At 43.9% G+C, this 13267-nt stretch carries 11 protein-coding genes; 5 read left to right on the top strand and 6 right to left on the bottom strand.

Annotated features, from left to right (window positions below; all coding sequences use genetic code 11):
• Positions 1 to 47: 47 nt before the first annotated feature.
• The 3 genes from CLV31_RS03000 to CLV31_RS02990 form a co-directional block, all read right to left on the bottom strand.
• Positions 48 to 650, bottom strand: coding sequence for a trimeric intracellular cation channel family protein (locus CLV31_RS03000; protein WP_111391397.1), 603 nt, complete (start codon positions 648 to 650; stop codon positions 48 to 50).
• A 321-nt stretch (positions 651 to 971) separates the two neighbouring features.
• Positions 972 to 1586: a class I SAM-dependent methyltransferase gene (locus CLV31_RS02995; RefSeq protein WP_111391396.1), complete on the bottom strand. Its 615-nt coding sequence runs from the start codon at positions 1584 to 1586 to the stop codon at positions 972 to 974.
• Positions 1573 to 2475, bottom strand: coding sequence for a patatin-like phospholipase family protein (locus CLV31_RS02990; RefSeq protein WP_111391395.1), 903 nt, complete (start codon positions 2473 to 2475; stop codon positions 1573 to 1575). Before CLV31_RS02990 ends, CLV31_RS02995 begins: the two co-directional genes overlap by 14 nt.
• Before the next feature lie 58 nt (positions 2476 to 2533).
• On the opposite strand from CLV31_RS02990, the gene CLV31_RS02985 reads away from it, so the two are divergent.
• The 4 genes from CLV31_RS02985 to dinD are packed head-to-tail and all read left to right on the top strand — an operon-like array spanning position 2534 to position 6152.
• The gene (locus tag CLV31_RS02985) at positions 2534 to 2956 is read left to right on the top strand and encodes a VOC family protein (RefSeq protein ID WP_111391394.1); all 423 of its coding nucleotides are present in this window, start codon (positions 2534 to 2536) and stop codon (positions 2954 to 2956) included.
• An 8-nt stretch (positions 2957 to 2964) separates the two neighbouring features.
• Positions 2965 to 4029, top strand: a complete 1065-nt coding sequence (locus CLV31_RS02980) for an aminotransferase class I/II-fold pyridoxal phosphate-dependent enzyme (RefSeq protein ID WP_111391393.1) — start codon at positions 2965 to 2967, stop codon at positions 4027 to 4029.
• On the top strand, positions 4026 to 5258 hold the full coding sequence (locus CLV31_RS02975; protein ID WP_111391392.1) for a serine hydrolase: 1233 nt from the start codon (positions 4026 to 4028) through the stop codon (positions 5256 to 5258). Before CLV31_RS02980 ends, CLV31_RS02975 begins: the two co-directional genes overlap by 4 nt.
• Positions 5259 to 5315: 57 nt before the next feature.
• Complete coding sequence (gene dinD, locus CLV31_RS02970) at positions 5316 to 6152, top strand: DNA damage-inducible protein D (protein WP_111391391.1); 837 nt, start codon at positions 5316 to 5318, stop codon at positions 6150 to 6152.
• 316 nt (positions 6153 to 6468) lie between these two features.
• On the opposite strand, the gene CLV31_RS02960 is transcribed toward dinD, so the two are convergent.
• The gene (locus CLV31_RS02960; protein ID WP_111391389.1) at positions 6469 to 7911 is read right to left on the bottom strand and encodes a DASH family cryptochrome; all 1443 of its coding nucleotides are present in this window, start codon (positions 7909 to 7911) and stop codon (positions 6469 to 6471) included.
• Between the two features lie 171 nt (positions 7912 to 8082).
• On the opposite strand from CLV31_RS02960, the gene CLV31_RS02955 reads away from it, so the two are divergent.
• Positions 8083 to 10488: an alpha-L-rhamnosidase-related protein gene (locus CLV31_RS02955; RefSeq protein WP_111391388.1), complete on the top strand. Its 2406-nt coding sequence runs from the start codon at positions 8083 to 8085 to the stop codon at positions 10486 to 10488.
• A gap of 38 nt (positions 10489 to 10526) precedes the next feature.
• Here the strand turns inward: CLV31_RS02955 and CLV31_RS02950 are convergent, their stop codons facing one another.
• Positions 10527 to 12767 carry a DUF5916 domain-containing protein gene (locus CLV31_RS02950; protein WP_245943307.1) on the bottom strand — a complete coding sequence of 747 codons (2241 nt, stop codon included), beginning with the start codon at positions 12765 to 12767 and terminating at the stop codon, positions 10527 to 10529.
• Positions 12768 to 12835: 68 nt separating this feature from the next.
• Entirely contained in the window at positions 12836 to 13264 is a 429-nt protein-coding gene (locus CLV31_RS02945; protein WP_111391386.1) for a secondary thiamine-phosphate synthase enzyme YjbQ, read from the bottom strand.
• Between the last annotated feature and the right edge of the window lie 3 nt (positions 13265 to 13267).

The following is a 13267-nucleotide window of genomic DNA, read 5'->3' as shown; positions in this document are numbered from 1 at the left end:
ACTATTAAAAAATAAACAGGACTGAAAAAAAATAACCAAGCTTCCTATCAATCTAGCGTAGGTAGGCTCAATTTGTACTTCATGGCAATCAGTCGGATAGCAATAATCACACTCATCGACAGCAGCAGATTATAGTCCCGATCCATGCCCCAATAGTTGAGCAGGAGGTAAATCACGGCCCCTGCAAGACAAGCAGAAGCATAGATCTCCTTTCTGAACAAAATCGGAAGGTCATTGGTCAGCGTATCCCGAAATACTCCCCCCATCACCGCGGTAAACATGCCCATAATAGCAGCGATCTCCGGTCGTACACCCAGGCTGAGTGCTTTTTCTACTCCCAAAACAGTGAAAAACCCGATACCCAAAGTGTCAAAAAGAAAAAAAGTTTTCCGCAATCGACTGAGCAGATTGGGGAAAATAAACGCCGCCAAAATGCCCAAAAGTATCGCATAGAGAAAGTGAATGTCACCAATCCAAACCAGCGGATAGCTGTCCAGCAAAATATCCCGAAGTGTACCGCCTCCGATTGCCGTGATAAATCCTGTAAACCCAGCCCCAAACATGTCATGTTCTTTTTCTCTTACAGCCAATGCCCCCGAAATGGCAAAGACGAATGTACCGATCAGTTCAAGGGCGTATTGAAGGGTCATGAATTTTGAAAAGATTAAAGGGCGAAGATATTGAAATTGAAGCTATTTCATAGAACCAAGAGATTGGATGCAAGATACCAGAACCAAGATGCAAGACATAAGACACTAGCTATCAATATTCAGTTGGCAGTCGCAATAAAAAGGTTTCCAATGAACAATTCTCAATGATCCATTTCCAAGGGAAAAGGGGATTATCTCTTAACATTGAGCTTGTTCATCGAAAATTGAAAAGCTCTAACCTTTCCAACCTATCTAGTTTAAGAAGCAAGACCAAGATTGAAGACAAGATCAGTCTTGTTTCTGGTCTCTCGCTTCTTGTCTCTAAATTCTCTCCAACACAAAAACTCCCATTTCCCGCTGCCCCGGAATCAAGACAGTTTTTAATGGTTCTAGAAACTTGAAGCCAGTTTTTTCCAACTTATCCACATACTCAGGAAGAAACAAAAACCGCTCTGAACCATCAGGAAGCCCATATTTTCCATTTCCAAGGTCTTGGCTTTGGTCCAGAATCCCTCCAAAAGCCGTGGTCATTCGGAACCAAAATAAACCTCCTGGTTTTAGCACTCGGTGAATTTCGTGGATCATTTCCCAAAAGTTATCCACACTATCTGCAAAGTGTAAAACAGCCGAGCAAATCACCGAATCAAAAGCTTCGGCATGAAATGGGATTTCCTCCAGCCTTCCGACTTGAAATCGGTGGATATCAAAATTTGGATTTAAACTCCTGGACAAAAAGCGACAATATTGGATCGCGGTCTCATTCGTGTCTATGCCAAAAATCTGATAGCCTTTCTGAATAAAATAGACTGCGTTTCTCCCTTCCCCGCATCCGGCATCAAGAATTCTTGTTCCTTTGGGGAATCGACCCTTAAGAATTTGATCCAAGAGGTAGATATCCACATTGCCCAAAAGACGGTTCAGTTCATTGATTTCCATTTTCGAGTTGGTCTAGGGCTTCTTTGGCTTTTATACGACCTATTTCGATCATTTCAGAGGAACGATAAAACTCTAAAGTTCCCGCCTGTTTTCTGGATACTTTGATACTGACATCCACAGGATATTTTTCCAAAATCAATTCACAAAATCGGTCTTGGAGCAAGTCAAATGAGCGGGTGACCAAATCCAGCGCAGAATATGATTCCTGTTTTTCCGTTTTTTTCTCATCGGGGAAAAACTGCTTCATTTTTTGTTGATACTCCTTGACCCACGAAGGTAGTTTGATGAAGGACTTTCCCTCCGAGTCCTTTTTGGGAGGGCTGATGTAATCTGCCGCCGGACCGTTGACGTCCACTACTACCAAAAGAGTGTTGGCGGGGTCCGAAATCAGCGAAATCGGAACGGGATTTAAAACGCCACCATCCACATAGTGGTACTTATCCACCCGAGCCGGTAAAAAAACGGAAGGAATACTGCCTGAGGAGCGAATGGCCTTATAAAGGCTGCCTTGACGAAAAATATGCTCTTTTCCACTGTGTATTTCTACGGCATTGCAAGAAAAGGGAATCGATAAATCTTCAATTTGGCAATCCTGTACCACTTTCTTCAAGGCGTTGTACACTTTCTCCCCTTTGATAAATCCCCTGCTCGAAAAGGTAAAATCCATCAGTGAAAATACATCCACCCGATCCAGATTGCAGATCCAGTCTTTGAATTCCGGCATTTTGCCGCTCGCATACATGCCTCCTACCAAAGCGCCGGCGGAGCAGCCGGCGATTTCTCCGATGGTATAGCCTCTTCGTTCCAACTCCTCGATTACACCCACATGCGCCAAACCTCTTGCTCCACCACTGCTCAAAACCAATGAAACTGTTTTCTTTTTTGACATATATTTAGGCTTCAAAAGTTGTCAGAATATTCAAAAATCACCTACAATACTAAGCAAAATGAGCGAATTTAAACCTTTTCACCTTGCTTTCCCGATCCGTGATATCGAAGAAACCCGCCAATTCTACGGAGACTTGTTGGGTTGCGAAATCGGCCGAAGCACCGACAAATGGATCGATTTCAACTTTTTCGGACATCAGCTTTCTGCCCATATCAAGCCTGAAGAATTGGCCAATGCCAAGACCAATGAAGTCGACGGCAAGAATGTTCCCGTCCGTCATTTTGGAGCCATTTTGGGCTGGGACGAGTGGCATCAGCTTGCTGACAAACTGAAAGCCCATGGGATGGAGTTTGTCATCGAACCCTATATCCGGTTCAAGGGAGAAGTCGGCGAACAGGCCACCATGTTCTTCCTCGATCCTTGTGGAAATGCGCTGGAGTTTAAATCCTTTCAGGATCCTTCACAGATATTTGCCAAATAGGCCCATCGGTGAAAAATATTAACCTCGATCAGCGTATTGGCCCGACTATTCAGGTCGGGAAAAAGAGTTACCTCTTTTTCAGTGGGACGTCCTATCTGGGTATTGATCATGATCAACATTACCAAGCAGTATTATTAGACTGCATCCGACAATACGGATTCAGCCATGGGCTAAGCCGTGTCAACAATGTTCGATTGAAGGTTTATGAAGCGTTTGAGCAGTATTTCGCAAAAAAAGCTCAGGCTGAAGATGCTGCAGTGATGAATTCGGGATACCTGTCGGGGATTACCGCCATTCAGTATTTGTTTCCAAAATCGGATCTCTGTTGGGCAGCACCGGACACGCATCCTGCTATTCTGCCGGCAAGCTTTAAACCTGATGTTCAATTGAATTTTACACAATGGAAAATTCAGTGTTTGGACCAATCAGAGCAGCTTTCACCTAGGAAAATTCTTATTTTAGGGAATGTGGTTGATCCGCTTCGAGCCGAGATTCATGACTATTTATGGGTTCAGGAAGTAGCCAAAAAGCATGAGGTCACACTCCTGATTGATGACAGTCATGCCTTTGGGGTTTTGGGAAAAAATGTTTTCGGTACTTATGCTGAAAATTCATTTCAGAATGTGAATTTGGTCATCTCCGGATCCTTGGGTAAAGGCTTGGCCATGCCGGCTGGTATTATTTTGGGAAAAAAGGAAGTGATTGAGGGAATCAAAGCACAGGCGATCTTTGCAGGAGCTTCGCCTTGTCCTCCAGCTAATCTTCAGGCATTTCTGGAAACTCAGGATATCTACAAAGCCCAAAGTCAAAAAATCAAAGACTTCTCCGCTATTTTTCATCAGGAAACAGCCGACTTATCTACAGTTTCAGGTTTGGCAAAATTCCCGGTTTTTGTGCTGAAAGATCCCACTTGGTCGGATGAGTTGGAGAAAATGGGATTTATCACGTCCTCTTTTTCCTACCCCACCCCGGAAAGTCCCCGTATCAGTCGTATCGTCCTTTCCGGTTTTCATTCGCTTTTTGACCTTATGGCACTTGTTGAAGCGATACATTATCTCGACGAAGAATTATGAAAAAGCTACTCTATCTCCTCGCCGTTTCTTTTGGGATGATTTCTTGCGAGAGCAAAGATCCTGTGCTTTTTGAGGAAGGATTGGAAAACTACCCGACTTTGAAAAAAGTACTTTCGGATACTGCTAAGTTCCAGGTTCAGATTATCTATACGCAGATTGACCGCAATGAACACGGGAATCCGCTTTTTACAGACCATTCCTTTAATCTGAACGATAATCACTATTTCTATCCCGCATCCACGGTGAAGCTACCGATTGCTTTGTTGGCCTTGGAGTGGCTCGAGGAGCGAAATATCGAGGGCTTGACCTTGGAAACAACCATGCTTACCGATTCGGTAAGGCCCTCACAACTTCCTGCATTTACTGATTCCACTTCACAAAATGGTCTTCCTAGCATCGGGCATTACATCAAGAAGATTTTGCTGGTTTCTGACAATGATGCTTCCAACCGACTCTATGAGTTGATGGGGATGGACTATATCAATCAAAAGCTAAGGGAAAAGGGTCTATTGAACACGGTCATCACCCAGCGCTTGAGCTTTCCGATTTCTCCGGATGAAAACAGGCATTTCAACCCGGTTCGATTTGTGGATAACTCTGGAAAGACCTTGTTGGAACTTCCCGAAAGACATTCGGACAGTGTCTTTGTGGTGCCGGGGAATCCAAAAATAGGTCAGGCTTTTTACCGCAATGATTCTTTGATTCAGGGAGGAATGGATTTTTCCTATAAAAACAAGTTTGCCCTCTCGGATCTTCATGGAGTAGTTAAGCGAATCGTCTTTCCAGAAGCTTTTGTAGGGATCGAGCGGTTTAATCTGAATGAGGAGCATCGCAACTTTGTATTGAAGTACATGCGTATGCTACCCCGAGAAAGTAGTTTTCCCAAGTACGACACTATGGAATACTATGATAGCTATTCGAAGTTTTTCAAGTTTGGGGCCGACAAAACCCCGATTCCTTCCAGATTTCGGATTTTCAACAAAACAGGCTGGTCTTATGGATTCCTGATTGACGGGTCCTATTTTGTGGATTATGAAACAGGCGTGGAGTTTTTTGTTTCCGCAGTGGTCTATGTCAACGAGGATCAAATTCTCAACGACGACAAGTACGAGACCAAAGAAATCGGATTACCTTTTTTCGCAGAGTTGGGAGACTATCTGTACCAGAGAGAATTGAAAAGAAAAAAGCAGATACCGGCGAAGCTGCCGAATATTAGTTGGAATGATTAAATTGGTTAATCCTATTAAGTAGGAATTAAGCTATTTTTCAAACAAACTTTTATTGCTATGAAGTCCGATGAAATTAAAAAACTGTTTGCTCAGTTTGAAGCTGCGGCTGCTGAGTTGGAAGGTGTAGAATGTTGGAGTGCCAGGGAATTGCAAAAGCTCTTAGGCTACAGCAAATGGGAGAATTTTGAAAAGGTAATTCAAAGAGCAAAGGAAGCTTGCCAACATGCCGGAGAGGAAATACAATACCATTTTCCTGACGTCAGGAAAATGGTCAAAATTGGTTCTGGGGCAGAAAAAGAAATCGATGATATTCTTTTAACCCGATATGCCTGCTATCTGATAGCACAAAATGGGGATAGCCGTAAAGAGGAAATCGCCTTTGCTCAAAATTACTTTGCTGTTCAGACAAGAAGGGCAGAACTAGTTGAGCAGCGATTATTGGCTTATGAACGTGTAAAAGCAAGGGAAAAATTGAGCCAAACCGAAAAACAACTCTCAGGGATTTTGTATGAAAGAGGAGTCGACAGTCAGGGCTTTGCGTTGATTCGAAGCAAAGGAGACCAAGCTCTTTTCCGTCTATCCACCCAGCAGTTAAAAAAGAAATTGGGAATACCTGATAGCCGCCCGGTTGCTGATTTTTTGCCCACGATAAGTATTAAAGCCAAAGATCTAGCCAATGAAATGACGGGGTTGAATGTGCAAGCCAAAGACTTGAGAGGCCAGAACAAAATCGAAGCGGAACATGTGGATAACAATTTGGCTGTGAGAGATATGCTAACTCAAAGGGGGATTATTCCTGAAAATTTGCCTCCGGCCGAAGATGTTAAAAAATTGAGGAGAAGGCTTGAAGGGGATGAGAAAAGTGTGTTGAAAGAAACTAAGAAGAAAAAGTAGTAACTCATCATTCAAGACCGAATTTAAAATTTAGATAGAAAAATGAGAGATTTCATCGACTACCTTAAATGGAAACCAACTTGGATAGGAATAATAACTTTCAGTATATTTTTCTTTCTTCTTGGACAAGCTTATGTTTATCCCACGCTCAGTTTTGATTTTTCGGTGATATATGAATGGGAGACTTGGTTTCAGTTAATTTTTATAAATACAGGAATGACTGTTTTGAATTACTTATGGATTGGAAGGTTTAACAAGGATAAATTCCAAAAGAAAAAACCCCAGAACTCTGAGGTTTAATGGGTAATCAGCAACCTTAATAAGACTTTTCAAGCGTCGGAATTTTTACTTGAGGCTGTGGATAAGTATGGCCGAGTTGAATCTTTAATGCCCTCAATTGGGATGTGGATAACTCCCAAGGCTGATGGATATCAAATCCCTTAATCGACTGTAATTCAGGAATCCAAAGCCTTACAAAATCACCTTTTTTATCGTAATTATTTGCCTGTCGGAGAATATTGAAATACCGATTTTCCCTAGGGTCATTTCCTACGCCTCCCACATACATCCAGTTGCCCCAGTTAGAGCAGACATCGTAATCAATCAGCTGACTTTCGAAGTAGCTTGCTCCCCAAGTCCAATCCATCCCCAGGTCATTGACCAAGTAGCTTGCCACATTTTGCCGACCTCGGTTGGACATAAATCCAGTCGTTTTCAGTTCCCGCATATTGGCATCCACAAAAGGAACTCCCGTCAACCCCTCTACCCAGCGCTGAAACTGCGCCTTGTCTCTCCTCCAGGAGTCCTTTTGAGATCGGATGCCTTGAATTTCAAATATTTTGTCTCCGTGTTTCTTTGCGATAAACCGGAAATAATCTCTCCAAATCAGCTCGAAAATCAGCCAATAGGTACTGTCGTTTTTCTTTCTCTCCCGCTCGTACTTTTTGACTTCTTCATAAATCGTCCGAGGCGAAATACAGCCCAAAGCCAACCAAGGAGAAAATTTGGAACTGTAGTCCATTCCGATCAGCCCATTTCTGGTTTCCTTGTACACTTTGAGCAAATCTTTTTCCCAGAAATAGGACCGGAGTCGCCCCAGCGCAGATGTCTCTCCACCTTTCATCTCCAACCACGATTTGACATCCTGCTTTGGTTCCTCCAGTCCATAGGTTTTTAGGTTTGGCAATTCTGATGCTACAGAACTCAGTGCCTTACTTGGGTAATTTATTTGGGTAGGCTCAGGAAAAGTCAGTCGAATTTTGCTCTGTTTTTCAACTTCCTTTCTGAACTGGGTAAATACTTCGGGAGTTTGTTTAGCCGGAAATGGAAGATCGTCCAAATGGTAAAGCGTACTCTGCCAGAAGCTTTCGCAGGCAATTCCATTTGAAAATGCAGCTTTTTCCAAAGACTTATCCACATTTCGTTCTTCGGAAGTGACTTCTTTCGAGAAGAAAATGGCCTTGGCTTCCACTTTTTTGGCCAGCTCAATGACGGCTTCTTCCGGCTTCCCCTGAAGAATCGCCAAATCTCCGCCAAGCCTGCGAAAAGACTGACGCAAATCGGCAACAGATTCCAACAGGAATTTGGCTCGAATGGACCCCGTTTTCGGAAATCCCAATTCGGTTTTTCCAAACATCCCAGGATCAAAGCAATAAACAGGAATAACTTCAATTCCCTGCTGAATTGCCCGGGAAAGTGTTTCATTATCTCTTAGCCTTAGGTCGTTTCTAAACCAAACCAGGATCCTGTTGTACTTCATGATTGGCGAACAGGCTGTTTAAGAAAAGTGTTTGGAAACTTCCACAAAAAATATTTTTGGCTTTTTTGGGGCCGTGAGGAAATCGATTTCTCCAGTTCTTACGCATTTTATTTTTTGGTAGAACCTCCATTATTCAACCCTATGGCCTAATTTGAGACAAATTGATGAAGGATGATACGACATATTCTCTTTGTAGTGGTAGTGGGATTCCTGCTTTCTTGCCAGCCCACCTATTCTCCCGAACAAATCTTGTTTGAGGATTTAACTGCTCAAGAAGGGCTTAAAGGAAAATCCGAATACCTCGCTTCCCCATTCGTGGCTGCCGGTGATCGGGTATATCTGATCGGTCATCAAAACGGTTCTTTCCCGGATTTGGGTTGGCACGTGGAGGGCGAGATGGGTGGTATTTGGCTTCATCCGATCAAACTGATGGATGGATTTACAGCCTCTATAAATGTGGATGGTGAAAATTATTGTCTGGACAAAGCCACCTCATTTACCAATTATCCTTTTTCGAATGTACTTCAGTTTCCACTGGAAAGCTCAGGGATAGAAATAGAACGCTTGCATTTTGTGCCCGATGGGAAGGAAGGTATGACCGTTCTTTTCAGGATTAAAAATGTGGATAAGTCTGAAAAAACAATCCAATTTCAATTCAACGCATTCGTGGATTTGATGCCGGTTTGGCTTGGAGAGCGAACCGGAATGATTGATCAAGCCGATGTCATTTCATTCGATGAAATGACAAATACCTTTTCGGCAAAAGATCAAGGGAATCCTTGGTTTGCCGTTTTGGGTACAGCTGAGGGAATTTCTCTTCTTCCTCAAGATGAACTGGCTTGTACCTATTCTCCCAAAGGAAATGGGGCGACTGCTGGATTTTCTCTGGAAGTGAACTTGCCTGCAGGGTCTGAGCAAATTATTCCTGTCTTTATTGCTGGTTCTACCGAAAGCGAATTAAAAGCCATGGAAACCTTGGTAGATCTTAGGCAAAACTTGGATACCGACTGGTTTGCCAAGAAGAAGCGTTATGAAGATCTAGCCCAACAAGCGGAAATACAGATTCCCGATGCGGAATTGCAGCAAACCTTTCAATGGATCAAGTATAACACAGATTGGCTGGTGCGTGAGGTACCGGGTATAGGTCGGGGTTTCGGAGCAGGCCTGCAGGATTATCCTTGGTTTTTTGGAGTCGATAGCGAATACACGATTCAGGGATTGATTGCTACAGGTAGAAAGGACCTCGTTTACTCTACGCTCCAACTTATCCGCAATCTCTCCGAAAAAGAAAACGGAAACGGCCGAATCATCCATGAGGTAAGTACCAATGGAGCGGTATTCAATCCAGGAAATATCAATGAAACTCCGCAATGGGCATCCACGATTTGGGAAGTGTATCGATGGACAGGAGATCGGGAATTCTTGGAAAAGTATTTTCCATCGATTGAAAAAGGATTGGATTGGCTACTTCGTGAAAATGACAAAGATGGGAATCTCCTAGCCGATGGCTATGGAATGATGGAAATCCACGGGCTCAAATCCGAAATGATTGACGTAGCCGCTTATTCCCAAAAAGCCTTTGCAGACGCCTCGAAAATGGCCGAAATCCTAGGAAAAACAGAACTTTCCAAAAGTTATCAACAGACTGCTGATGCCTTGGTTGTAAAGATCAATTCTGATTTTTGGGTGGAGGAATTCGGGAGCTATGCGGATTTTATTGGGACGGTAGACGAGGCTTTGCACCTGATTGATGACGCGATTATTCGTGCGGATACGCTGAAAAAACCTTGGGCGGTTGAGGAATTGAAAGCAACTAAAGCCAAGTTATCCACATTGCCCAAGAATCAGAAACAGGGTTTTGTGCTCTTCCACAACTGGGTAGTCAATACCCCGATGGAAACCGGAATCGCTGATCGGGAAAAGGCTAAAATCGCTTTGGCCACTGCTAAAAAATACACCAATCCTTTCGGCACTTTTGTGACGGGTATCGATCGGGACGAACAGGCGGAAAATGAAGATGGGTCCTTTGCAGGAAGCAAGAGCTTTTCCTACACGGGTGCAGTAATGACCTTGCCCACGGGAGTTTCTGCCATTGGAGAAAATAACTATGGCAATCCGGATGCAGCTCTGGACTACCTGAAGCGGATGACCCGAAGTTTTGGCTTTGCTTTGCCGGGATCGATGTATGAGGTTTCTCCGGATTACGGCATGTTTACGCAGGCGTGGAATATGTACAGCTTCGGGGTGCCGATTGTGATGCAGTTTTTTGGCATACAGCCTGATGCCGGAAATAAGGTGATCCACATCCGCCCTCAGATGCCTTCGGCTTGGAAAGAAGCCGCCATTCAAAAAGTCATCGTGGGAGACAATGAAATCAAACTTACTTATGTGGATAAGTCTGGTGTTCGAGCCATTGAAGTGGAACAGATCCAATCGAAATGGGGCATTTCCATTGAGATTCCTGATGAATTTTCGAAAGTGAAAGTCCTTGGGAAAGAAGTCAGCTCGGATACCAAAGATGGCTATCGAAGGATTTTGATGACGGGGAAAAAAGTACGGGTGGAGGCGAGTAGGTAATTTTCAGACCTTCCAGGTTTTCAAAACCTGGAAGGTCTTCACCGTTTCAAATTCAACCAATAATTCAGCTTAAACACCAGCGAGCGCTGCTTCGGCATAAAATCCCCCGGGAAATAATTGTCGGTGTACACCAGGAAGAAATCCGAAACCGGAGCGTATCTCCATTGCAGTCGGGTGTTGATATTCAGGTTGTCGATCTGATTGTTGTACTGGATAAAGGTCGTCCAGAATAGATTTTTTGTAAAAGTCAGGTCAATTCTAGGCCCTACAAGGATCAAATCCGCATCGTTTTGTGGCTTGGGCATCCGGATTCGGGCATAATTAAAATTCATGGAAATATTGGCCAAATAACCCAATCGAATTCCGGTTTGCGTAGTGACACGCTGGATATTTCCTGTAAAGTATTGCCCAAATTCCCCAAGCAATTGAAGGTTGAACATATTTCTGGGGTTGCTTCGGTAATCCACCAGAAAATTTCTGAAAGTATAGTCGGTTCCGGCAGCTAAGGGTTCTCCACCGGTTCGTGTGGGATCAAAATTTCCGAAAAGATACACATAGCGATTTCGCTGAGTCACCTCCAGTTCGGCAAGAGAATTGAACCTGACAATATACCCCAAATTGATATCGCGGTCTGTGGTTCCCAGGGTTTCGTTCCAATAGCCTTCAAACTCCAGTTTCGGGCCATGTCGGTTGATCAGTTTGGATTGAGGATAGAAAAGGTAAGCCAAATCAGGATTGATTCGCTTAAAGTCGACCCGGGGGACAAAACCTACCTGTGGGTTAAAGGATTTTCCCACATCCTGAATACTCAGTGACCAGTTCCAATGGATATCGGTAAAGAGTAAATAGGCATTGAAAGAATAGGGCTTGTCCACCTCGACTGATTCAAACGTACGGTGGTAAAAAACCTTGCCCGTCCATTTCCCATTGGCCGAATTCAGGTTGTAATCTACTCCCAGCAGCCGATTGTAGGCTGTCGGATCAAACAATTGCCGGAATTCATCTAAAGCCAAGGACTCCTTATTCACATAGATCAGCCCGATATTGGATCGGGTAAACACCTTTTTTTGAAGGGCAAGGACGGTAAAATTTTTTCCGACAATCCCGGCACTTTCGTCGGTGGCGGTTTGCATGTTCATCGCACCGATGCGTAGATTTTCATTCAGTTTTCCACTGATTCTTGCCCCATAGATAATCTTGCTTTGGACATTTTGGCCGGTGGCTGAGTCAATATCTACGCCGATTCTTCTGGAGAAAAACGGGCGGGAACGCATCTGTCCAAAACTTTCGAAGAGGTCGGCATTCTCTAAGAAAAATTGTCTTCGTTCCGGGAAGAAAATCTCAAATCGATCCAAGTTGGTTACCTGCTGATCTACTTCCACTTGGGAAAAGTCCGGGTTGAACGTCAAGTCCAAATTCAATGCAGGTCCAATTCCGATTTTGGCATCCCCCCCAATGGCTGGGGTGAGATTTTCCTGAGTTCCTTCCAAAAAATTTCTGGAAGTCCTTCCTGCGACATAAGGAATAACAGAAATATTCGAGGAGCCCTTCTTCATCAGGGGTTCTTCGAAAATTAACTTTCTCAGAAAAGCGGTACTGATGATTGGGATATTTCTTGGAATAGGCGACCAGGTACTTCGCTCCCCATAATGGCTGTCGATGCGATAGAAATTGACATTCCAGTTTTGTGTACCCTCATTAAATCGAATCGTGGATAGAGGAATGATCACTTCGACTTGCCAATGGTTTTCGAATATTTTTGACTCAGAAAACCATTTGTTATCCCAGGCCAAGCTTAGATCTTCTGATCGAGTACCCCCGTTAGATACCAATCCTTCCCGCTGTACGCCATAGGGGTTGACTCCAAACTGGAAAGCATTGGTCTTGTCGTTGAAGGTGTCCAATACAAAAACGATGGCATCGTTTTGTTCTCCACGAAAGTCTCGTCTCAGGGAAGTGGAGACATAGTTTCGGGGACCGTTATTTTCCATCACCGCAGCGATATACAGGTTGCTTTCGTCAAAGGCAACTTTAACACGGGTGCTGACGTGGGATTTGGAGGTGTCAGAGGGGAAATACTGTCTAAAGTTTCCATTCCACCCCTTTGAATCTATCCATATCGGTTCATCAAGAATTCCATCTAATGTGATGGGTTCCTGAAGCTTGAAAGCAAAGGCATTCTCTTGTGTCAAACTTTGGGCATATACTTTTGAAACCAAAAGAACAAACGCCAAAGCGGCAACTATTCGGGTACTTTTCATGTAAGGTCGGAGCTTCACAAAAGTAAGTTTGCCGATCGACCCAATCCAAGGAATTTTATCAGTGGTGATCTTGGATTTTCAACGGATCAGGGAGTGCCAAATGCCGTGAGCACCAGGTTTCTAGCCCCTCCTTCATGACGGAACTCGCAGAGGTAAATGCCTTGCCAAATCCCCAGGGCGAGTTTTCCACCAGCGATCGGCACTTGTACATTCGTACCGAAAAAAGCACTTTTGATATGCGCAGGCATGTCGTCTGCCCCTTCGTAGTTGTGGACAAAACGTGGATAAGTCTCTGGTATTAATTCATTTACGAAGGTTTGGAAGTCTTTTCTTACCGTGGGATCGGCATTTTCATTGATACACAGACCCGCGGAAGTATGCTGGATGAAAACCTGCAAAAATCCGATTCTGATTTCCCGGATTTCCGGGATAGCACGCACCACCTGATCAGTAATCAGGTGGTAGCCCTGTGGATAACTCGGTAGTCGAAGCTGTTTTTGGAAATAAAGGGACATGAT

Source organism: Algoriphagus aquaeductus (assembly GCF_003253485.1).
GTDB lineage: Bacteria > Bacteroidota > Bacteroidia > Cytophagales > Cyclobacteriaceae > Algoriphagus > Algoriphagus aquaeductus.
The sequence above is the reverse complement of the archived record's forward strand: the minus strand, read 5'-3'. Positions and strand labels throughout refer to the sequence as shown.